At 55.3% G+C, this 22,315-nt stretch carries 16 protein-coding genes; 1 reads left to right on the forward strand and 15 read right to left on the reverse strand.

Translation table 11 applies throughout. The features are described from left to right. Positions 1–58: 58 nt before the first annotated feature. The 6 genes from rpsD to aspS all read right to left on the reverse strand — a co-directional run bounded on the left by rpsD (position 59) and on the right by aspS (position 8,646). Entirely contained in the window at positions 59–682 is a 624-nt protein-coding gene (rpsD, locus tag ACWNMW_RS06215) for a 30S ribosomal protein S4 (protein WP_034503441.1), read from the reverse strand. A 120-nt stretch (positions 683–802) separates the two neighbouring features. After that, positions 803–2,173: a replication-associated recombination protein A gene (locus ACWNMW_RS06220; RefSeq protein ID WP_449490379.1), complete on the reverse strand. Its 1,371-nt coding sequence runs from the start codon at positions 2,171–2,173 to the stop codon at positions 803–805. A 14-nt stretch (positions 2,174–2,187) separates the two neighbouring features. Beyond that, positions 2,188–3,606, reverse strand: a complete 1,419-nt coding sequence (locus ACWNMW_RS06225) for a L,D-transpeptidase family protein (protein ID WP_295892234.1) — start codon at positions 3,604–3,606, stop codon at positions 2,188–2,190. Between the two features lie 66 nt (positions 3,607–3,672). Then, the gene (locus ACWNMW_RS06230) at positions 3,673–4,290 is read right to left on the reverse strand and encodes an L-threonylcarbamoyladenylate synthase (protein WP_034503451.1); all 618 of its coding nucleotides are present in this window, start codon (positions 4,288–4,290) and stop codon (positions 3,673–3,675) included. A 13-nt stretch (positions 4,291–4,303) separates the two neighbouring features. Then, the gene (locus ACWNMW_RS06235) at positions 4,304–6,577 is read right to left on the reverse strand and encodes a glycoside hydrolase family 31 protein (protein WP_449490380.1); all 2,274 of its coding nucleotides are present in this window, start codon (positions 6,575–6,577) and stop codon (positions 4,304–4,306) included. Positions 6,578–6,828: 251 nt separating this feature from the next. Beyond that, a complete protein-coding gene (gene aspS / locus ACWNMW_RS06240; protein ID WP_449490381.1) occupies positions 6,829–8,646 on the reverse strand; it encodes an aspartate--tRNA ligase in 1,818 nt (605 codons plus the stop codon). Positions 8,647–8,803: 157 nt separating this feature from the next. Here aspS and ACWNMW_RS06245 point away from each other — a divergent pair, with 157 nt between their 5' ends. Next, positions 8,804–10,183, forward strand: coding sequence for an MFS transporter (locus ACWNMW_RS06245; protein ID WP_052040922.1), 1,380 nt, complete (start codon positions 8,804–8,806; stop codon positions 10,181–10,183). A 14-nt stretch (positions 10,184–10,197) separates the two neighbouring features. Here ACWNMW_RS06245 and ACWNMW_RS06250 read toward each other — a convergent pair whose 3' ends face one another. The 9 genes from ACWNMW_RS06250 to ACWNMW_RS06290 all read right to left on the reverse strand — a co-directional run bounded on the left by ACWNMW_RS06250 (position 10,198) and on the right by ACWNMW_RS06290 (position 22,310). Beyond that, a complete protein-coding gene (locus ACWNMW_RS06250) occupies positions 10,198–12,183 on the reverse strand; it encodes a DEAD/DEAH box helicase (RefSeq protein WP_449490382.1) in 1,986 nt (661 codons plus the stop codon). Between the two features lie 190 nt (positions 12,184–12,373). Continuing rightward, positions 12,374–13,729: a histidine--tRNA ligase gene (gene hisS, locus ACWNMW_RS06255; protein ID WP_449490383.1), complete on the reverse strand. Its 1,356-nt coding sequence runs from the start codon at positions 13,727–13,729 to the stop codon at positions 12,374–12,376. A gap of 45 nt (positions 13,730–13,774) precedes the next feature. Further along, complete coding sequence (locus ACWNMW_RS06260; protein WP_449490401.1) at positions 13,775–14,506, reverse strand: MBL fold metallo-hydrolase; 732 nt, start codon at positions 14,504–14,506, stop codon at positions 13,775–13,777. A gap of 8 nt (positions 14,507–14,514) precedes the next feature. Next, positions 14,515–15,828 (reverse strand): DUF349 domain-containing protein, encoded by a 1,314-nt coding sequence (locus ACWNMW_RS06265; protein WP_295894639.1) that lies wholly within the window; start codon positions 15,826–15,828, stop codon positions 14,515–14,517. A 161-nt stretch (positions 15,829–15,989) separates the two neighbouring features. Beyond that, positions 15,990–18,299, reverse strand: a complete 2,310-nt coding sequence (locus tag ACWNMW_RS06270) for a RelA/SpoT family protein (RefSeq protein ID WP_449490384.1) — start codon at positions 18,297–18,299, stop codon at positions 15,990–15,992. 42 nt (positions 18,300–18,341) lie between these two features. Beyond that, positions 18,342–18,884: an adenine phosphoribosyltransferase gene (locus ACWNMW_RS06275; protein WP_449490385.1), complete on the reverse strand. Its 543-nt coding sequence runs from the start codon at positions 18,882–18,884 to the stop codon at positions 18,342–18,344. Further along, positions 18,881–19,951 (reverse strand): protein translocase subunit SecF, encoded by a 1,071-nt coding sequence (gene secF / locus ACWNMW_RS06280; RefSeq protein ID WP_034503474.1) that lies wholly within the window; start codon positions 19,949–19,951, stop codon positions 18,881–18,883. Before secF ends, ACWNMW_RS06275 begins: the two co-directional genes overlap by 4 nt. Further along, positions 19,948–21,903, reverse strand: a complete 1,956-nt coding sequence (secD, locus tag ACWNMW_RS06285) for a protein translocase subunit SecD (protein WP_295894651.1) — start codon at positions 21,901–21,903, stop codon at positions 19,948–19,950. Before secD ends, secF begins: the two co-directional genes overlap by 4 nt. 29 nt (positions 21,904–21,932) lie before the next feature. Further along, complete coding sequence (locus ACWNMW_RS06290; protein ID WP_034503479.1) at positions 21,933–22,310, reverse strand: preprotein translocase subunit YajC; 378 nt, start codon at positions 22,308–22,310, stop codon at positions 21,933–21,935. Between the last annotated feature and the right edge of the window lie 5 nt (positions 22,311–22,315).

Here is a 22,315-nt window from a genome sequence, read left to right on the forward strand (position 1 = left end):
CGCGTGCTCAATAAAGCAAAGCCCCGAGGCAGTGCCTCGGGGCTTTACCTAAACGCAATCAGCGCGAGTAGTGTTCGACGACCATCTGCACGTCGCAGGTGACGGGAACCTCTGCACGCTTCGGGCGACGCACGAGCGTTGCCTTCAGGCGAGAGAGCTCAACGTCCAGGTAATCGGGGGTTGCAGGAAGTGCATCGCGGTGGACGCCCTCGGCTGCAATCTCGAAGGGGACGGTGGTCTGAGACTTGGGCTTGACCTGGATGGTCTGTCCGGGCTTCACGCGGAAGGACGGACGATCGACGATCTTGCCGTCAACCATGATGTGACGGTGAACGACGAACTGACGAGCCTGCTGGATGGTGCGAGCAAAGCCAGCGCGCAGAACCAGAGCATCAAGACGCATTTCCAGGAGCTCAACCAGGTTTTCACCGGTCAGACCTGCGCTGCGGCGTGCCTCTTCGAAGACGTGACGCATCTGCGCCTCGCGGATGCCGTACTGTGCACGAAGACGCTGCTTTTCCTTCAGACGAACCGCGTAGTCAGATTCTTGACGGCGACGGCTACGGCCGTGTTCACCGGGGCCGTAAGGACGCTTCTCGAAGTAGCGAACTGCCTTCGGGGTGAGTGCGAAGCCAAGGGCGCGGGATTCGCGCACCTGCTTGCGTGAACGATTGTGAGCCATTAAATGACCTTTCCTGTCTCTGATGTCGCACCCGCGATGCGGATGCGGGGTCAACTCCAGGCATTGTGCCGTCGGCTAAGACCCCAGGTATATGTCGCCCATACGGGCAACCGGATCAGTCTAGCGTACTTTTAATAGTTCACGAAGCACTGCAAGCCGTTTAGTGAGGATAGCCTCATTGCCGTTCATCGTCGGCTCGTAGTACGAAGTACCAACAAGATCGTCGGGTAGGTACTGCTGCGCCGCAACATGGTGAGGGGCATCGTGAGAGTAGATGTAGTCAACGCCATGTCCTAAACGTGAAGCTCCACTGTAGTGAGCATCGCGCAGGTGCGGGGGCACTGCTGATCCCTTGCCCCGTCGAATATCGGCCAGCGCAGCATCAATCGCCAGATAAGCGCGATTTGATTTCGGCGCCACTGTGACGGCAATGACTGCTTCGCTCAGAATGATCCGCGCTTCAGGCATGCCGATCATTTGAACTGCTTGCGCGGCTGAAACGGCGGTTGTCAGCACCTCGGGAGCAGCCATACCAACATCTTCAGCAGCGCAGATCATGACGCGCCTGGCAATGAAACGTGGGTCCTCCCCCGCTTCAATCATCCGCGCGAGGTAGTGCAACGCTGCGTTAACATCTGAGCCGCGCATGGACTTAATAAAAGCGCTGGCAACATCGTAGTGCTGATCTTGATCCCAACGAACCAAAGCCTGATTTGCAGCATTTTCGACATCGTCGGCGTCGATCATCCAAGGCTCCTGCGCATTCTCCGCCGCGGCTTCGCTCTTTTCCGCGCGCGAGGCCGCAGCCGCCTCGAGGAGGGTGAGCGCCTTGCGCGCATCTGCGCCAGCCAAGCGCAAAAGGCCAGCACGAGCGTCATCAGACAGGTCAAAGAGCGCTTTCAAGCCCATATCACTGGCAAGAGCACGATCAAGCAAAAGAGAAAGATCTTCGCTGGTGAGCGCATGCAAAGTCAGTAAAAGAGAGCGCGAGAGTAGGGGGGAAATTACCGAGAATGAAGGATTTTCGGTCGTGGCAGCAACCAAAGTAACCCAGCGATTTTCGACCGCCGGAAGAAGGGCATCTTGCTGCGATTTAGAAAAGCGGTGAACTTCATCGACAAAGAGGATTGTCTCTTCTCCTGTCGAAGTTAGTCCTCGGCGCGCTTGCGCAATCACGTCACGAAGGTCTTTCACTCCGGAGATAACTGCAGATACTTCACAGAATCTACGCCCCGATGCGCGCGCAATAAGGTAGGCAAGAGTCGTCTTCCCCGTCCCGGGAGGCCCCCAAAGAATTACGGAACTCAAGCCTGCGGGGGAATCAGTACTTGGAGTGAGGAGTCTGCGCAGAGGCGACCCCGGTTTCAAAAGATGCTGCTGGCCAACGATTTCCTCGATGCTCTGAGGACGCATCCGAACTGCCAGCGGAGCATGTTCATCAACCACAGGGGTCCCGAATTCTTCGATTCCCTGTGAATCAAAGAGATCCATCTTCACTCCCCGATTTAGTAGTGGCTGATGACAACGGTGCCGTTATCTGCCCATTCGTAAATCCAATGGGCGGCGTCGACAGGCATATTGACGCACCCGTGAGAGCCTCCATAGCCCGACCAACCGAAAGAGGACCGCCACGGTGCTCCGTGCATCGCATATCCCCCGTAGAAGTATGTTACCCAAGGAACACCTTCGGTTTTGTAGGGAGTGCCGTCGGCGTTCTCTCCCTCCATTGTTTGAGATTGATACTGGAGATAGACGTGGAACTTACCCGTAACGGTTGGAGTATTGGGAGCTCCGGGAACCATCGGAGTCGGGCCATGCACAATGGTGCGACCTTCATAAGCCGAAACAGTGTTCTTTGACAGATCAATATCGATCCACTTTTCACCAGCAGAGGCTTGGTAGACATCGTCGCCGTAACCATCAGGGATATCTTGGCGATCATATTCGGGTTCAACCTTGTCATAGTCAAAGTCGCCCGAATAGGACTTCCCGTTCTTCAGAGCATCTTCGATTCCAGAAATCACTGATTCAGTGTTATTTGCGCGGTAACCGACGGTACCCGCCTTGAGTACACCCACGACGTCCCCACGGCTATTGACACCCTGGATTCCCTTTTCAGATTCAACGTTCGTCGACTTCGCAAGCTCATTAACCCAAGCTGAAAGAGCCTGGGAATCAAGCACTGCCGCTTTGTCTCCTTCGACACTGACCTTGACCCACTTCATCTTGTCTTGTTGCGAGGCAGTGAAGTCATCAATTCCATCAGTGATCGTCACGCTGGGAGCTATCAAAGCCATCGCCTGCGTCTTTGCTTCCTCAGCCCTTTCGGTTGTCACTTGAGGTTTACGAACCTCAACTGGAATCGAACGTCCTTGTGTCCCCAAATCCGTGGCAACTTCTTGCTGAACTTTCGTGAGTTCGGAGCTCTCGATAGTAATTCCCTCTTGTGCGGGAACAACTTCGAAGGTAGTACCGTCATCACTGACCTTGAGGTGGGCATCGCTCATCGGCGTTCCCACCTGTGAGGTTAAAGCAGTGCCGAAAGCGGCGAGCTTCGACTGGTCGAAGTTCACGACAGGTGTAATCGAACGCGAGCGGAAGAGCCCGCGAAAACGGGAAAATAGACTTCGATTCTCAGAAAAAGCCGCATCTACGGTTGCGGGAACATCAACCGAGATTCCCAGATCTGAAAGCGAAGCTTCACGCGTCTGCTCTGCAACAGTTAAGGTCACTTTTGCGGAATCAACCCTTTGACGGAGCTGATCTTCAACCTGCTGTTGAGACAAAGAAGAGATCGATTGCCCAGCTAAGGACGTGCGCGGGAGCGCATGCGCTGAGTAGAACCACCCAGACACGCCAAGGGCGATAAGGGCAACAACCGTGATTCCAAGGAGGACCGACAGTTTGAGGGATAGCTTTTTCATAACCCTCTCATGCTATCTGTTTTCACTGTCGATTCCGGCAATAATGCGCGTAGAAGAGATGTGCTGTTACTCCCACAAACTTAAGTCTCCAGCTCCACGCCGGGCAATACGCGCGCTACCATCGGTGTAATCAATAACCGATGTTGCCTCGTCACCGCCGACCGGTGCCACAACGACTAGGTCAACTTGAGAGCCAATCTTGTCATCAACCTCAAAGCCATCACTCATAACGTCGCTCTGCCCTGGAAGAATCAGCGATGAAGCGACCAGAGGCTGGCCGAGGGCAGACAGGATTGACTGAACGACGCGGTGGTCTGGAATACGTACACCAATAGTGTGCTTCTTCTTGTTAAGCGTCATTCGGGGAACTTCTTTAGTTCCGGGGAGAATGAAGGTATAAGGCCCCGGAGTCGAGGCTTTCATCGCACGAAACTGCGAGTTGTCCATAATGACCAAGTCACCAAGGCGCGCAAAAGTATCACAAAGAAGTGAGTAGTTGTGCTTCTCGTCAAGGCGACGAATGACGCGGATACGATCAATTCCAGATTTATTTCCCAGTACACACGCGAGCGCGTAACCCGAATCTGTCGGTATAGCAACTAGCCCACCGGAGTTGAGCACATCGACGACGCGATCAACAAGGCGAGTCTGCGGATTCTCGGGATGAATTTCAACAAAAGACATGATGTTCCTTCATTCACTCGAGGTCTGACGCAATGGCAATCTGAGTCAAAGCATCGCGCAGATCGTGCGGAATATCCTCATGATTAAGAGCTGCAAGGAAACTGCCAAGCCCTTGGTTCCAGCATGAGTCCAAGCGGGTCAAAAGTTCAACCTCACAGCGGGCGTGTGTCAAAATCCGATGGATTTCGCGCGTACGCTTGTCTTTTTCGCTCATAGCCTCACGGGTCACCAGGAATTGAGCGCCCTGCGCCGGAAGGAAAGTCCCCAACTCTATGAGTTCGGCGTGGACGTTCGGGCCAAGAAGACGAAGAGACAGTTCTCGCTGCTGGGGAAGAGATCCCAAATCTCCCACAGCTGCCTCGACTCGCAAGATTCCCTCATTATCATTCCAGTGAATCTTTGTTCGAACGAGGCTCTCATCACTGTCACGGTCCTCGAGCAATTCATAATCGCCATCGGCACCTGTTACAACCAAGATCTCAAGAGCATCAGGATTCTCAACACCGACATATGATTGGCGTCCCAAGGCTCCAAGAACACCGTCCGATTCAGGCTTCGCTGCGCGACCGCACAGGGGAATAACACTTCCCGCCCGAGCAAAAAGCGGAGTGCGCCCCAGATCGGACCAACACGCGATCGTTCGATCTCCCGCATAGGCGAGATTCGCCATCAAATCAACCCAGGTTCCCTCTGGCAACCAAGCGTTGCTCACGCTCTTACCGGTGGCCTCGTAAGAAGGAGACGTCACCGGCGCGACAATCATCTGGCTACCGAAACGGAAGCAATTGGGGACTTCCCATGACTGCTCATGGCCATCATGTTCCCAATACATCGGGCGGATCAGCGGGAGCAGTTCTTCACGTCCGTTAAGCTGCTCGGAATGCAAATACCCGACCAGGCGGTGTCGCAGGCGCAGATATTCCTCTTGGATATCGCAGTGCGGCTCATCGAAGACCCAGGGTTCTTTGCGAGTGAAGGGATTATTCGATGAGTGAAGCCTCATGATCGGGCTAAAGACGCCGCTTTCCACCCAACGCGTCTCCAATTCGGGATCACGACGCCCAAGCATATGGCCGCCAATATCGTGACTCCACCAGCCGTATCCGATATTCGAAGCGGTCGCAGTAAACTCCGGCTGGAAGTTCAAAGAGTCCCACGTGATATAGGTATCGCCGGAGAAGCCCAGCGGGTAGCGCTGAGAACCCGGACCGCAGTAGCGCGAAAGAGTGAGTCCTCGCCCATGGCGGTGCGCGCTATCGAGATAGTGGTAGTGATTCAGTACCCACAACGGATCAAGGCCACGTGTTGAAGTGTGTTCTCCCTGCTGCCAATCAACCCACCAAAAATCGACTCCCTGATCCTCAAGAGGATGCAGGATCTCTTCAAAATAGGCGAGCATAAACTCCGGATTCGCAGGATCAAAAAGCACCGTCTGACGAGACTCGGGGTCAATTCCCATGCGAGTCGCAAGACGCTCGTATCCGTCCTCGAAATAACGGATTCCATCCGCTGGATGCAGGTTCAGCGAAGTGTGAAGGCCACGCGAATGAAGGGAGGAGAGGAAACGCTCGGGATTCGGGAAGAGCTGCGGGTCCCAGGTGTATCCAGTCCACCCAGAGCCTGCTCCTTCCGGAGGCTCAGTGATATGCCAATCCATGTCGATCACTGCAACAGATACAGGGACCGCGCGGGAAGCAAAATCATCCATAACCCGCAGATATTCTTCTTCACTGTATCGGTGATAGCGACTCCACCAATTGCCCAAGGCAAAGCGAGGAAGAATCGCTTGAGGCCCGCTCAGACGATAGAAAGAACGAACGGCCTCGGGGAAATCTCCACCTGCTGCAAAGATATAAATATCTGTATGCTCGGGCCGTGAAGGCAAGAAGTTACCGTCTTCATCCACCGGGCAGGTGTCGTCCATAAGAGAGACTATTCCCCGGCCATCGACGACCCCTCGGTCGAGTTCGCATCTGCCATCGACCGTGTCAAGAGTGCGGCAGGTCCCTCGCAGGTTTCGACCCTGAAGCCAAGGAAACTCCCGGTCTGTCCCCCATCGCCACGTTCCACCCCAGCTGTCTTCTTCGCGTACCTGTGCCCAGAGTCCATTAGAACTGGGAGCTTCACCGTCGTAGTGAAAGTGCATATGTGCAGTTTCAATAGTGATCGAGCCCGAGGGGTCACGGTCGATACGCAGTTCCTTCGGAGAAACGCACTCTCGCTGAGCCATCATCTGAGTTGGCCCATCAACAAAGTCTCCTCGCGGATCCCACTCAAGCCGAATCACTGTGTCCGAGAGGACCTGAATTCTCCAGCATGTCCCGCTTACCACCTGCTGAGAAGGTGGTGCAACTACAGCGGACGGTAAAAGATGCGGGGGAAGAATAGCCATCTCGTTTCACTCCTGGGAATCGGCATCGAGTCCTGCTGAAGGACTAGCCTAATCCTTTGAGAGGCCTTGTGCCTACTTGCATTCATCAGAATTTTGGGGTGGATGATGCGCATCATCCACCCCAAAATCACTGAGAAATCAATTCCTTAGGCGCCCTGCTTTTCGCCTGACGCTTGAGCATCTTCCTCACCGCGTCTCTTCGGCTTCGCGTCAACGCCAGCTTCCTTACGCTGTGCAGGAGTAATGGGTGCAGGAGCATCGGTCAACGGATCATAGCCACCACCCGACTTCGGGAAGGCAATGACGTCACGAATCGATTCGGATTTGGTCAGCAAGGACACGATTCGGTCCCACCCAAAGGCAATGCCACCGTGCGGCGGAGCACCGAACTTGAAGGCATCGAGGAGGAACCCGAACTGTGTTTGTGCTTCTTCCTCTCCGATTCCCATCACCTTAAAGACACGGTTTTGGACATCACGACGATGGATACGGATCGAGCCACCACCGATTTCATTACCGTTGCAGACAATGTCGTAAGCGTAAGCCAGAGCGTTTCCAGGATCCTGATCGAAGGTGTCGAGCCATTCGGGCTTTGGCGAAGTGAAGGCGTGATGGACTGCCGTCCATGCGCTGTGTCCAAGCGCAACGTCACCCTCGGCCTCGGCATCTCCGGTCGGCTTGAACAGAGGTGCGTCGACAACCCACGTGAACGCCCAAGCATCGGGATCGATAAGGTTGCACCGCTTGCCGATCTCCAAGCGAGCGGCACCAAGCAGCTCGCGCGAGGCGGTGGGCTTACCGGCAGCGAAGAAGATGCAGTCACCGGGCTTGGCGCCAGTTGCCTCGGCGAGGCCAGCGCGCTCAGCTTCGGTAATGTTCTTTGCAACCGGGCCGCCCAGGTTTCCTTCGTCGTCGATCGTGACGTAAGCAAGTCCCTTGGCGCCGCGCGCCTTGGCCCATTCCTGCCACTTGTCGAAGGTACGGCGAGGCTGAGAACCACCACCGGGCATAACAACCGCGCCGACGTAGGGTGCCTGGAAGACACGGAAAGTCGTGTCCTTGAAGTACTCGGTCAGGTCAACAAGCTGGTACCCGAAACGCAGGTCAGGCTTATCCGAACCGTACTTCTCCATGGCATCTTTGAAGGTCATGCGAGGAATCGGAGTCTGGAGGTCATAGCCAATGAGCGCCCAGACATTCTTCATGATCTCTTCGGCAACTGCGATCACGTCGTCCTGATCGACGAAGCTCATCTCGATATCAAGCTGGGTAAACTCGGGCTGGCGGTCCGCGCGGAAGTCCTCATCACGGTAGCAACGCGCGATCTGGAAGTAGCGTTCCATTCCGGCGACCATCAGCATCTGCTTGAAAAGCTGAGGAGACTGCGGAAGCGCGTACCACGAACCGGGAGCCAGACGTGCAGGAACAATGAAGTCACGCGCACCTTCGGGTGTGGAACGTGTCAGCGTCGGCGTTTCAATTTCGACGAAATCGTGAGCGTAAAGAGTATCGCGGGCCGCACGTGAGACCTTCGAGCGCAGGCGCAACGCGTATTGTTCCGGTTCGCGGCGCAGATCGAGGTAGCGGTACTTCAGTCGGGTTTCCTCACCAACATTGCCTGAATCTTCAGCGTTGGAAGAAACCTGGAAAGGAAGAGGTGCCGAGGTATTGAGAATCTCAATGTCATCGCCCATCACTTCAATGGCGCCCGTTGCAAGATTCGGGTTTTCATTGCCTTCGGGGCGAGCGCAGACCTCTCCGGTTACTTTCAAAACGAACTCGCTGCGCAGTTCGTGGGCAACGCGTTCATCGCGAACGACCACCTGTGCAATTCCCGAGGCATCACGAAGATCAATGAATGCCACGCCGCCGTGGTCGCGGCGTCGATCGACCCATCCGGTCAGGGTGACGGTTTGGCCGACAAGGTCAAGGCCAAGCGTTCCAATATTGTGAGTGCGAAGCACTGTTTTTCCTTTCGTTGGTACCATCCGCGAGACGAGCGGCGGCACGGACATCATACTCCTTTCGCGCCGATGAGCCGGGAAAATACCTGTGCGCACGTGCAGTTGATCAGGCAAGCATTGTAGAAGTGACCCTCGAAAGTGTGTAACGTGTGTTGCTATGGGTTCACGCTCCGATTCTCAGGCGTGGTCGAGTGCCGAAAAAGGGCTCATGCTCTCCGCAGTCATCTTGATCACGCTTTCCGCTTTTGAATCGCTTGCAACAACGACAATCATGCCGAACGTCGTTGCGTCTTTCCATGCAGACTCTTGGTTTGCAGTAGCCTCGGGAACCGCGCTCATTACGAACCTCATTGCCAACGTTCTCGCCGGTGGACTCAGCGACGCGATCGGTGTCAAAAAAGTCTTTGCATGGGGACTCATACTTTTCTGCGTCGGATTACTGATCAGCGCCTTTTCACCCCATATCGCAGTCTTCGTTCTTGGCCGTCTCGTCCAGGGTCTTGGAGGAGGATTTATCATCGTCCCCCTCTACGTGCTTGTCGGGGCGATAGCCACTCCCCTGCACCGTCCGCGTTATTTTGCAGCATTCTCACTCTCGTGGGTCTTCCCCGCATTAGTCGGGCCCGCTCTTGCCGGATTCGTCGCGACTTATTGGGGATGGCGAATTGTTTTCGGAGTCGCACCCTTCCTGGCAATTTTTGGAGCCATTCCCTTGCACTCGGTTCTCAAGGGACTGGTCAGTACGCCTCAGGGGCGTCTCCCCTCTGCGCGTTTCCTTCGCTTGGCTTTGGGCTCAGGTTTGGGTGTCTTCCTCTTACAGATCTCGGGAACTTTCCAGTCGGTGTGGGCAATGTCAGCGGTTGGAGCCCTCGGCTTCGTGCTCTCAATCTTTACCCTGCCTCGTCTGCTCCCAAAGGGAACCTTCAGGCTCAAGCGCGGAATCCCCGCTCTTGTCATGACGCGTCTTCTCATGATGGGGGCAGTGACCGGTGCGGAAGTCGTCATGCCGCTTCTTCTTCAGCGCATCCACGGGTGGAGCGCGAATACGGCTTCACTTGCCGTTACTATCGCGACGCTTTCATGGGCGAGCGGCGCTTTCATTCAGTCGCAGTTTAAGAATCGACGCGTGCGCCTTCTGCTTCCCAAAATTGGTTCCTGCATGATCGTGATCGGTCTTGCTCCCCTGTCGATGCTTCTCAACCCGTCCCTACCGAAATGGCCTGTCTTTATTGCTTGGCTTTTGTCTGGTATCGGTGTCGGTTTCACGCACTCAACGATTTCTGACTTCACCTTGGGTTCAACCGATCCTTCAATGCACGGACGGGCATCTTCGTGGCTTCAGGTTGCTGATTCAGCAGGCGCAGCCGTCGAGCTTGCTTTTGTCTCTCTTGCGCTAGCTCTCTGGAACGCTATTGGCTTCACGGGTCCCATTGCTTATCTTCCCGCAACCTTCATCGCGCTTTCGATCGCTGTCGTGGGAGTCTTCGCAGCAATGCGAACGCGCGAGGAAGACCTCCTCCCCCGCGCGTCCGTGTAAGTTCCTCGTCCGACTCAGCGACCGAAGCGGCGCTTAGCTACCTTCTTCGAGGCTGACTTGCGCTGCGGCTGCGCAAAGCGACCACCACGCGTCGAACGTTCGCGATCCCCAAAGCGACGCTCGCCTCGGCGATCATCAAAGCGGTGCTCCTCAGAATGCGGAAGATGACGCCCGCGTCCCCGGTCGAGGCGATGGCTGCCTTCTCGGGATTCCTTACGCGCAATCGGACTCTTCTTAGGCGCGTGTGATTTGCCATCGGGGCCTTCATCGACACGGATTCGCAAGGCTCGTCCAGAAACATGAGCCTTGGAAATGCGCGTCATGGAATCTGCACTGAGATCTGTGTGAATCTCAACCAAAGAGAAAGTCGGGTAAATATCGATGTGGCCGATATCTGCCCCTGAAATACCACCTTCACCGGTGATTGCACCGACGATGGCACCGGGCTTGACGCGGTCCTTCTTACCGACCTCAATGCGGTAGCGAGTACCGGTTCCCACCGCGTGACGAGGCGTTGTCGAAGTCTTACGTCCCTTAAGCGGACGCTCACGATCACGGCCGCCTTCAAAGCTCGCCCGAGCAAATTCTCCGGACTCATCGAGTTCTTCTTCGCGGCGAATCTTGCCGTTTCCGCGTCGGTCGTCAGCAATTCGTGCATTCGGCCCCTCATCACCAACGGCCTTGGCCAAGAGTGCGGCGGCGATATCTTCAATCTCGAGCGAGGTTGTATCGTGAATTTCGTCAAGAAGTGTGCGGTAGAGATCCAAACGTCCCTTCTCGATTCGCTCGCCGATCGAATCGAGAATCCGGCTGGCTCGGAACTGGGAAACCGCAGCGGGAGAAGGAATCTCAACTTCTTCCATCTGAGTTCCAGTGAGCTTTTCAATCTTGCGAAGACGAGAGTGCTCACGAGGCGTGAAGAAGGTGAGCGATCGCCCCTGACGTCCCGCGCGCCCTGTTCGTCCGATTCGGTGAACGTAGGCCTCAGCTTCACGAGGCACATCGAAGTTCACGACCAAACCAATGCGTTCGACATCGAGGCCACGTGCAGCAACGTCGGTCGCAACCAAAACGTCCAAAGAACCGTTCTTCAAGCGCTCGACCATGCGCTCGCGCTCGGTTTGTGCCACGTCACCGGAAATACCCGCCGCTTTAAATCCTCGAGAATTCAATTCGAGTGAAATTTCCTCGACATCGAGGCGCGTGCGAACAAAAACGATCGCTGCGTCGGATTCTTCGTTGCTCTGGTGCTGCGCTCGCGTCGCTAGGACCCGTGACAAAGCACCGATCTTGTGCTTGTAGGGAACCACCGCATAGGTCTGGTGAATAGTATCAACCGTCGATGACTCTTCGGATACAGCGATCTTGAGGGGATCCTTGAGATGCGTCTGTGCGATCTTTTCGATTGCGGCGGGCATAGTCGCGGAAAAAAGCGCAGTGAGGCGATCCGAAGGAACAGAAGACGTAATGGTTTCAACGTCTTCTGCGAATCCCATACGAAGCATTTCATCAGCTTCGTCAAGGACAAGCATTGAGACCTGGCTCAGATCCAAGGCACCCTTTTCGATCAGATCAATGACGCGCCCCGGTGTTCCTACAACAACTTGGGCTCCGCGCTTGAGCGCGCCAATCTGCGGTCCGTAGGCGGAACCACCGTAGACCGGGACAACATCGATATCACGACTATGAGAAGCAAAATCCGAAATTGCCTGTGCGGATTGCATTGCCAGCTCACGCGTGGGGGCAAGAACAAGTGCCTGCACATGGCGTTCATCTGAATCAATCACGGCAAGAAGAGGCAAGCCAAATGCAGCGGTCTTTCCCGTGCCAGTCTGAGCGATTCCAACGACATCGTGCAGTTCGAGAAGTGCAGGAATTGCCTCGGCTTGGATCGGAGTGGGAACTTCATACCCCATCTGGGTAATGGCTGCGAGAAGATCATCGGGGAGGCCGAGATCAGCAAAGGTCGTTTCAGTGGCGTTTTCGGGCGCAGTGGACACAAGTTTCCTTACAATTAGCGTCGCTCTGGGTCGACTTCACGGATGACGCGCGACCCCACACCGTTTTCACCGCCGAGACGCACTCGACCACCATTGGGTTGCGCCTCGTTGCCTTGCAAGGCTATCAGTTACTTGGGCGTGAAGACAGCGGTGCCTCCGGTGAGATCGCACACCGAAGGCACCCTGAAGCTTAGTCGTTCGAGTCTTGCGTAGGAACAATCGAGGGATGAAGGTCTTCTGCCGGAGGCTGCCAATTGTAGATATCGGCTTGAACCTGCTCGCCTGAACGGATGTCCTTGACGGTATCCGCTTCGCCTTCGCTTCCCGGGAACCATACGAAGGGAATCCCCCGCTTGTCAGCAAACTTAATCTGTTTGCCAAACTTCGCCGCACTGGGGGCAACATCGGTGGGAATCCCGCGCTTGCGCAGGATCGTCGCCAGAGCGTTGCAGTGTTGACGCTGTTCCTCGTCAGCAACTGCGATAACAACGCAGGTAGGCACCTTACGAGAAGCTGTCACCATGTCCTGCGAAAGGATTCGTGACACCAAACGAGACACGCCGATAGAGAGGCCGACACCGGGATAGCTTCGCTTTCCGTCCTTGGCAAGAGAATCGTAACGTCCGCCGGAACAGATCGATCCCAAGTCCTCGTGCCCAACGATTTCGCTTTCGTAAACGGACCCCGTGTAGTAATCCAGTCCACGAGCAATCTTCAGATCAGCCAGAACAACACCCGGCATCGCTGCCCCAGCCTGCTCAACCAATGCGCACAGTTCATCCAAGCCCTGAGTGAGTGTTTCACTCGATACGCCCAGCGCGTTCACCTCCGAGCGCAGATGCTCGGAATCCTCGGTACGGATCTGCGCCATACGCAAGAGCACCTCAATTTGCGGCTGCTCAAGCCCGGCCTCGGCAAGCTCCTCAGCCACACCTTCGGGTCCAATTTTATCGAGCTTATCGAGGCCGCGAAGTGCAGACTCAACGTCATCGACGCCGAGACCCTCACAAATTCCCTGGACAACCTTGCGGTTGTTGACCAAGACGTGAACGGGAGGGATCGGCAAAGACATCAAAGCTTCTGCCATCACCAAGGGCAGATCCACTTCGTAGTGGAAGGGAAGCTCACCCAGACCAACAACATCAATATCTGCCTGAGTAAACTCGCGGAAACGCCCGTCCTGTGGACGTTCACCGCGCCAGACCTTTTGGATCTGATAACGCTTAAACGGAAAATCGAGCTCGTTGGCGTTCTCGATCACGTAACGCGCAAAAGGAACAGTCAAGTCAAAGTGAAGGCCCATTTGGCGTTCCTTTGAGGAACGTCCACCTTCTTCCTTCAGTGCTTGAAGACGGTCCAGAACGTAGATTTCTTTCGAGGTTTCACCCTTGGATTGAAGCTGCTCAAGAGTCTCGACAGCTCGAGTTTCGATTCCCGCAAATCCGTGAAGCTCGAAAACCGAACGAATGTGGTCCAAAATCGCCTGTTCAACGATGCGCCCCTGCGGGAGCCACTCTGGGAAACCTGAAAGTGAAGTACGTGCCATGAGTCCTATTCTTTCACGCGCCGGCTCACATGTCGGCGCAAGTACCTAACCGATGCTTCGAGCGCGCCTAAGGTAGGCGTTTGACTCCAGCTCATCCCCCATGGTCGTTGCAACCGAGTGTCCAGGGAAGAGAATCGTCTGCGGGTCGATCACATTGGCGAGCGTACGCAAGGAATGACGCATTTGGGTCTCGTCACCACCGGGCATATCGGTTCTGCCAACAGAGCCCGCGAAAATGACGTCACCACTGAGCGCCCAAGGAACAACGACCTCGGTATCTAAAGCGCGAGTACCGTTCCAGAACACAGTGAGCTCCGATGCGCCCAAAAAGAGCGCTGAACCTTCGGTGTGTCCGGGGGCCGGAACCATACGCAAGTAGACACCTCGAACGTACTCGAGAGTATCGACTGGGCATTCTTTGATGAGCGCAGGCTTCACCCACGGCACATTCACTTCCTCAGGAAGCGGAAGGCTCACGTACGAGGCCGGGTCGTCCAAGCGGTACAGGTCAGGACCGGGGATCCACACCGGAGCGGGACCATCTGGTGCCCACGAGGCGATCTCTGCGCAATCCCAGACGTGGTCGGCATGACCGTGTGTCGCCAACACCGCACCCACGTAGGCGTTGTCTTCCTCCAGTGCCTCTCGAATCTTTTCGCGAGCGCCGAACGAAGGGTCGACAACAAGAGACTGAACCGGCGCGTTACCTTCGCTTCGGGGCGAAATGACGTAGCAATTCGCACCATAGAAGGGCGTTGGGATCACATGGATCCGAATTCCCTGGCTCACGAGAGCGTCGAGGAAATCTGGTCGAACCATGCCTTCTTGGTTTCCAAGGCCTGCGTCAACTCACGAACGCGAGCATCGTCACCCTGTGCCTTAGCGGTCTCAAGGTCTTCGCGCAGCTGCTCAAGCTGTTCTTCAAGTTGTCCAAGCATTCCCGTTGCACGCGCGCGCGTTTCGGGGTTCGTTCGACGCCACTCAGCTTCTTCCGCTTGGCGCAAAGCATCTTCAACGGCGCGCAGTCGAGACTCGATCTTTCGGAAGTGCTCAGAAGGAACACGACCGATCTCTGCCCAACGATCCTGAATCGAACGAAGCGCAGACTTAGCTTCCTCGTGGTTCGTGATGGGAAGCAGTGCTTCAGCTTCCTTGAGGAGTTCTTCCTTTGCACTCAAGTTCGCCTGGTACTCGGAATCAACTGCAAGATCATTACGGTGACGAGCATCAAAGAAGGCCTGCTGAGCGGAACGGAACCGCGCCCACAGCGCGTCGTCTTCACGGCGGGACGCTCGCGGTGCGCGCTTCCACTGTTCCATCAGGTCGCGGAAAGCAGCTGAAGTTTCACCCCAATTAGTCGAATCCTTCAGCGCCTCAGCACGAGCAATAATCTCTTCCTTCACGCGCTTGGCCTGACCTTGGCGCTCATCAAGTTCAGAGAAGTACTGACGGCGACGGCGGTCAAACTGCGTACGGGTTGCCGAAAAACGCTTCCAGAGCTCGTCCTCAGTGCTCTTATCGAGGCGCGGACCCCTGCGCTGCATCTGCTTCCACTCTTCGAGGAGATCGCGAAGCAGCTGACCTGATTGCTTCCAATGAATCTTCGAAGATTCCTTGGCCAAAATCGCTTCAGCGCGCTCGACCAGAGAGGTACGTTCGGCAAGTGCCTGTTCCTTTGCGAGGCGACGCTCTTCCTTTGCCTCTTCCTTACGTGCCTGGGCACGTTCTTCGACAGCGGCTACGCGCGCACGCAATGCCGGCAAATCGCCAATTGCGTTAGGAAGGGCAACTGCCTCCTTGAGGGTTGCTAAAGTCTGGTCAATTTCCTTGGGACCAAGTGAAGCGAGTCGATCTTCGAAAAGCTTGATCGTAGCTTCAAGATCTGCGTAACGACGCGTATACAGAGCAAAGGGATCTGCGGGCAGGCCTTCGGGGAAAGAGCCAATCATGCGCTCTTCTTCGCCGTCCTTAACCCACACATTTCCCTGCGAGTCAATCCGACCAAAATCGGTCGACATTTCCTGGGTTCCTGGTTGTTCGACAGTACGTGCAGCGGCAACTTCAGGCTCAACGGCCTGCGGTTCAGGCGAAGTGGTCACGATATTCCTTAGAGGTTGGGACAGTTTCCCATCCGACGCGGTGCGTGGGGGCTCCACACAGGCATACCATCAACGGTACGCATCCATCCTAAATGAAATAGCCGCCAAACTCATAAAAAAAGGTGTGACGTTTCACTAGGATTCCACGAAGCGATACGCGGTTACTGTGCCGCAGAGGTCGATACTCGCACCGCTTCGAAAACCCCGTCAACCCGACGCAAAGCAGATAGCACGGCATTGAGGTGGCTAATCTCTGCCAATTCAAAGCTGAAACGCGCCGTCGCAACTTGATCACGCGTCGACACCGTCGATGCCGAAAGAATGTTCACGCGATAATCGGTCATCACCTTCGTCATATCAGCCAAGAGTCCTGGCCTGTCCAAGGCTTTGGTCTGAATCTGAACGAGATACTGGGCATGTGAGTGCTCACCGCTCCACGACACTTCCACGAAGCGCTCCGGATGTAGTCCCTGGAGACGGATCGCATTGGGGCATGAACTCTGGTGAACTGACACGCCCTGGCCGCGGGTGATGAAGCCGATAATCTCGTCGCCCGGTACGGGCGTGCAGCAACGTGCAAGCTTGACCCAAACGTCATTGGCATTCATACCCGCGACAGAGACACCCTGTCCCTTTGCGCTGTATTCACCAATTGTCGATCGATGGCTTCCGGGGGTAATCGCTTCGGAGAGAGTTTCCTCCGTTCCGTCTCCCCCACCGAGGTTTTCAACGAGCTTCGTGACGATGCTTTGCGCGGAAATATGACCGTCACCAACGGCTGCATACAGTCCAGAAATATCGGGATATCCCAAAGAGGTAGCAACAGAGAGCAGTGAGTCATGACTCATCAAACGCTGCAGAGGCAAGTTCTGCTTACGCATAGCACGCGCAATGTGTTCCTTGCCCGCCTCGACGGCCTCTTCCTTACGTTCGCGCGAGAACCAGCCCTTGATCTTTGAGCGCGCTCGAGGCGATGCAACAAAGGCCAGCCAGTCTCGCGACGGACCCGCTTTATCAGATTTTGAAGTGACAACTTCAACGGTCTGCCCGGATTCAAGCCGAGTATCAAGGGGGACGAGGCGCCCATTGACCTTCGCGCCGACCGTATGGTGGCCGACTTCGGTGTGCACCGTGTAGGCGAAATCAACCGGCGTAGCCCCTCGCGGAAGGACAACGACCTCGCCTTTGGGGGTAAAGACATAAACCTCTTCACCGGAAATCTCGTAGCGAAGAGAATCTAAAAACTCTTCGGGATCGCCGGTTTCCCGTTCCATATCGACGAGCGCCCGAAGCCAGTTCATCTGTTCGTCAGCACTCATTCGATCCGACTCAAGCGAATTCGCGTTCGGATTCTGCTTGTACTTCCAGTGTGCGGCGACGCCGTGCTCGGCGTGCTCGTGCATCTCGTAGGTGCGGATCTGAATCTCAACCGGACGCCCACCGGGACCAATCACCGTCGTATGCAGCGACTGATAGAAGTTGAACTTCGGCATGGCGATATAGTCTTTGAAGCGCCCGGGAATCGGGTTCCATCGACCGTGAAGCGCTCCCAAAACCGCATAGCAGTCGCGAACTGTCTCAACCAGCACGCGCACCGCGACCAGATCAAAGATCTCATCAAAGGCTTTATTCCGGACGATCATCTTTTGATAGATCGAATAGTGATTTTTAGGTCGCCCACTCACGGTGCCTTGAGTCCCGGACCTGCGTAGATCTTCTTCAATCTGGGTGATTACTTCGCGTAGGTAGACGTCTCGCTCAGGAGCGCGCTCGGCAACGAGATGATCGATTTCCTCGTAGATTTCGGGATAGAGGACCTTGAAAGAGCGCTCTTCAAGCTCCCATTTGATCATGTTCATTCCGAGGCGGTGTGCCAGCGGAGCGTAAATCTCAAGCGTTTCGCGCGCCTTCTTCTTTGCAGATTCGACAGGTACGAAACGCCAGGTACGAGCATTGTGGAGGCGATCAGCAAGTTTGATGAGCAAAACACGGATGTCACGACTCATCGCGATAATCATTTTGCGCAGAGTCTCCGACTGGGCGTTTGCTCCGTAACGGATTTTGTCGAGCTTTGTTACGCCGTCGACGAGCTGTGCAATTGCGGGACCAAAATCTGCGGTGAGCTGTTCCAAGCTGTAGTCAGTGTCTTCAACGGTGTCGTGCAAAAGAGCAGCAGCAAGCGTTGGCGAGGTCATACCGACCTCAGCCAAAATCGTGGCGACGGCGACCGGGTGAGTAATGTAGGGTTCCCCGCTCTTACGCATTTGCCCGCGATGGGCTTTTTCTGCCGTACGATACGCGCGCTCGATCAGTGAAATATCGGCTTTCGGGTGATTTGCACGGAGGGCGCGGATCAGAGGTTCAATCTCGGGTGTCGTCGTCTTTGAACGAGCACCGAACCATACAAGTCCTGAACGCACACGTGACCCGGCCGCGGGTGGCCGGGTCACATCGTCTTTTTGCTCACTCATTCCTCAATGATACAAGTGATCTGCGGGAATGAAAGGCCTGAATTAGAAAACGACAGCAGTTTCAACCTTCACGTGAGGCTCCAGCTTTGTGCGTCCCTTCAAAGCCTCAAGCTCAAGCAAAATAGCAACGGCTTCAATCTTCGCACCACACTGCTCAAGCAGTTTCACAGATGCCGCTGCAGTTCCACCCGTCGCCAACACATCGTCGACGACAAGAACACGTGCACCTTCACGAACGAGGCCCGGATTGAGCTCCATACGTGCGCTTCCGTACTCGAGATCGTAGTCGATACCGATCACCGGACCGGGAAGCTTGCCTCCCTTTCGGACCGTGATCATGCCAATTCCAAGAGCGGTAGCCAAGGGAGCAGCGAGGATGAAGCCTCGTGATTCCAAACCTGCTACTGCATCAATACGACCGCGGTAGTGATCTGCGAGGAGCTCGATGAGCTTCGCAAAGGCTTCTCCGTCTGCAAGCAGCGGTGTGATGTCGCGGAACAGCACCCCTTCCTCGGGAAAATCTTGAACCTCTCGCAAGTGGCTCAAGACCAAATCACTGACAACTTTGCCGAGCTCAGCGCTCATCGGCGGGCCTTCTTCCTCTTGGGTTGGGCATCATTTGCGAGGCGTCGACCGGGCTGGACCGGTGCAACGCGGACATGGTCGCTGCTGCCGCCGTCGCGTTCACGCCGACGGGCAACAATTTCATTGTGTTCCTTTGTAGAGGCACGGCGTTCTTCAAGCATAACCAGCAAAGGCGAAGCGATAAAGATTGACGAGTACGTGCCGACGATCATTCCGACAAACAGTGCAAGTGAAATATCGGTCAACGTTCCCGCTCCCAAAAGCAAAGATCCAATAATCAAAATGGATCCGACCGGGAGCAAGGCAACGATGGAGGTGTTCAGTGAACGAACCATCGTCTGGTTCACAGCCAAGTTCACCATGTCGCCATAGGTGTAGCGGTTCTGATCATTGATTCCCTTGGTAAGCTCACGAACCTTATCGAAAACCACGACGGTGTCGTAAAGTGAGTAGCCCAAAATTGTCAGGAAGCCGATGACCGTTGCCGGCGAAACCTCAACGCGGGTAACCGCGAAGAAGCCAAGAGTCATCGCAATATCGTGGAAGAGCGCAAAAATCGCGGCAACCGACATTGTCCATGACCGGAAGTAAACCGTCATCAAAACGGCAACAAGAGTCAAGAAAATGATCAGTGATTGAGCAGCCTTCGCCGTCACGTCACGTCCCCAAGAGGGGCCAATCGAAGCGGATTGAACATCGCTGGCGTTGACGCTGTACGCCTGAGCCAAAGCCTCGCGAACCGCAAGAGTCTTCTGAGAATCCAAGGATTCCGTCTGAACACGGATACCGTCGACACCCACCGAGGAAACGCGAACTTCAGAGGCCAAGTTGGCCTTCTGGATTGCATCGTATGCCGGCTGCTGCGAGGTGTTGGTCAGACCGGTCAGTGTAAATTGCGAACCGCCGGTAAATTCGAATGAACGGTTGAGGCCAAGAATGGCAATCAACACGATGCACACAGCAATAACGGCGTAAGCAGCTCGGACAAAGATCCGACGCTTAGGAACGATCGCATATGACTTCTCACCCGAGTACAGGGCATTGCCCCACTGCGCGTAACTCATCATTGGTCTTCTCCCTCCTGCTTGTCCGAAACCTCAGGTGTGGCAGTTGCCTCCGCCTTTTCTTGCTCCGCCAAACGGGCAGCACGTTTGCGCTCGGCAAGTGACATGACTTCACCATCTGCGCCCAGCTGCTCAGATTCGGAACCCTGCGCTGAAACAACCACACGGCCTCGGCCGGCATAAGTAATTGCCGAACGTGCACCCAAGTGCTCGGGATCGAGACCCGAGAGCTTGTGTCCCCCACCGAAGAACTCGGTGCGAATGAGAAGCTCCATCATGGGGTGCGTGAAGAGGAAGATCACGACCAAGTCCACGACCGTTGTCACACCCAAGGTGAAGGCGAAGCCTTGAACACCACCGACAGCGAGGACGTAGAGAACAACAGCTGCAACAAGGTTGACCGCATCGGAGACCAAAATGGTTCGCTTCGCACGATCCCAGCCTTCATCAACCGCGGCACTGAGTGGACGTCCATCGCGGACTTCATCTCGGATACGTTCGAAGTAGACGATAAAGGAGTCCGCAGTAACACCGACAGAAACGATCAAGCCCGCAATGCCAGCAAGTGACAATCGATAACCAACGGCCCATGAAAGAACCGTGATGACCAGATAGGTTAGGCATCCTGCGACAAGCAGCGAACCTGCTGAAATAACGGCAAGGCCACGGTATTGCCAAATCATGTAGAGGACAACGAGAAGCAGACCAATGAGGCCAGCCCACAGACCCTTTTCAAGATGCTCAGAGCCGAGCGTTGCAGAAATCTGCTGTTCCGATTGAACTTCGAAGTTCAAGGGCAAAGAACCGAAGCGCAACTGGTTGGCCAAGGCTGAGGCAGTCTTCGCGGTGAAGTTACCCGAAATCTGGGCCTTACCGTCCGTAATGACCGCATTCATCGAGGGAGCAGTAATCACCTGTCCATCCAGCACCACCGCAAAGTGGTTGCGATCAGGCTTGCCGTAGCTCTTACCGCCCTCAGTATCTTGGCTGAGATCGTAGAGCCGCTTCGATGCCTCAGCGAATTGCTTCGCACCCTCGTCGTTGAACGTGAGGTTTACGATCCATTCACCGGTCGTGTGCCCCTGTTGGTTCACGCCCATTCCGGCGCTTGCATCGGCAAGATTGGCACCCGAAACGTCAACCGGACCAAGAAGGTACTTAATGTTCCCATCCGCGTCACAAGCAGCGTAGGGCTTATCCGCGGGGGCTTCGGTGCGTCCGCCACGAGCAGTGGTGCAGTCCAAAGTGAAAAGGTCATAGCGAGCCTGCTCCGTGGCCCACTTCAGATCCGAGTTACTTTCTGGATTCTCGCTGGGTGTATCAGAAAGAACGCCGTCTTTATTGATATCGGCAAGTTCCTTAGCGCGTTCTTCGCTCAGTGCGGTAGTGACCAAGCTCGGGCTTGCAGACGCCGAAGGCGATGCGCTCTCCGAAGGAGAAGCGCTCTGAGACGCCGATGCAGACTCCGAAGGAGAAGGAGACTCACTGTTCTGAGGACTCGTCACTTCCGCACCCTGGCTTGCAGAAGGCGTAGGTGTTCCCTCCGACTGCTTGACTGCGGGAAGCATCGCCAGAACCGGACGGAAGTTCATCTGCGAAGACGAACGAATCAAATCCAAGGTTTCCTGGGAAGGAGTACCGGGAATCGACACAGAAATATTGCTCGAACCCAGAGAAGAGATCTCAGACTCAGACACACCGGATGCGTCAATACGCTGGCGAATGATGTTGATCGCCTCGGTGATATCGCTTTCAGTAACCTCTCGGTCGCCCTGTCCCGTCGAAACTGGGGTCAAAATGAGCTGCGTTCCACCTTGCAGGTCCAAAGCCAAGGAAGGAGTGTAGGAAGCACCCTTGTTCGTCAGTTTTCCGACGACAAGCGAGGCTGTCCCGAGAACAAAAATAAAGATGAGAGTAAAGAGTGCGCGCCATGGATGACGCTTTTGAGTTTTCACGATGGGCTGCCTTTGGGTCCCTTAGGGGATTACTTCGTGTCGGTGGGGTTTTCCTGCGAATCCAAGCCGAGGATAGGTTCTTCTTCCGGCTCTTCTTGCGTATCGTCCTGGTTGTCAGACTCACTGCCTTGGAAGGGAAGTTCTTCAGCAACTTCAAGAACTGCGCGCTGATCCCAGTAGGTTTCGGAGCCGCCGGGAGTTTCAAGAATGATGATCTCGCCGTCTTTGTCAACAAAGCGTCCCCAGAATCCGCAGCGCATGCGAACCCACGCACCCGGAACCATCATTTCGTTGCGACGTCGTTCTGCTTCTTTTTCTTGCTCCATCATGCGCTTGCGGGCACGAGCATTCATCACAAACATGGCAACGACTGCGATGGCAAGGAAGAGCAGGAATTTATAATCCACGGTGT

The sequence above is a fragment of the Actinomyces sp. Marseille-QA0893 genome (genome assembly GCF_976954355.1).

Coding starts and splice junctions, on each gene's coding strand:
- rpsD (WP_034503441.1), bottom strand. CDS start 682: ATGGCTCACAATCGTTCACGCAAGCAGGTGCGCGAATCCCGCGCCCTT.
- ACWNMW_RS06220 (WP_449490379.1), bottom strand. CDS start 2,173: ATGGATCTCTTTGATTCACAGGGAATCGAAGAATTCGGGACCCCTGTG.
- ACWNMW_RS06225 (WP_295892234.1), bottom strand. CDS start 3,606: ATGAAAAAGCTATCCCTCAAACTGTCGGTCCTCCTTGGAATCACGGTT.
- ACWNMW_RS06230 (WP_034503451.1), bottom strand. CDS start 4,290: ATGTCTTTTGTTGAAATTCATCCCGAGAATCCGCAGACTCGCCTTGTT.
- ACWNMW_RS06245 (WP_052040922.1), top strand. CDS start 8,804: ATGGGTTCACGCTCCGATTCTCAGGCGTGGTCGAGTGCCGAAAAAGGG.
- hisS (WP_449490383.1), bottom strand. CDS start 13,729: ATGGCACGTACTTCACTTTCAGGTTTCCCAGAGTGGCTCCCGCAGGGG.
- ACWNMW_RS06270 (WP_449490384.1), bottom strand. CDS start 18,299: ATGAGTGAGCAAAAAGACGATGTGACCCGGCCACCCGCGGCCGGGTCA.
- ACWNMW_RS06275 (WP_449490385.1), bottom strand. CDS start 18,884: ATGAGCGCTGAGCTCGGCAAAGTTGTCAGTGATTTGGTCTTGAGCCAC.
- secF (WP_034503474.1), bottom strand. CDS start 19,951: ATGATGAGTTACGCGCAGTGGGGCAATGCCCTGTACTCGGGTGAGAAG.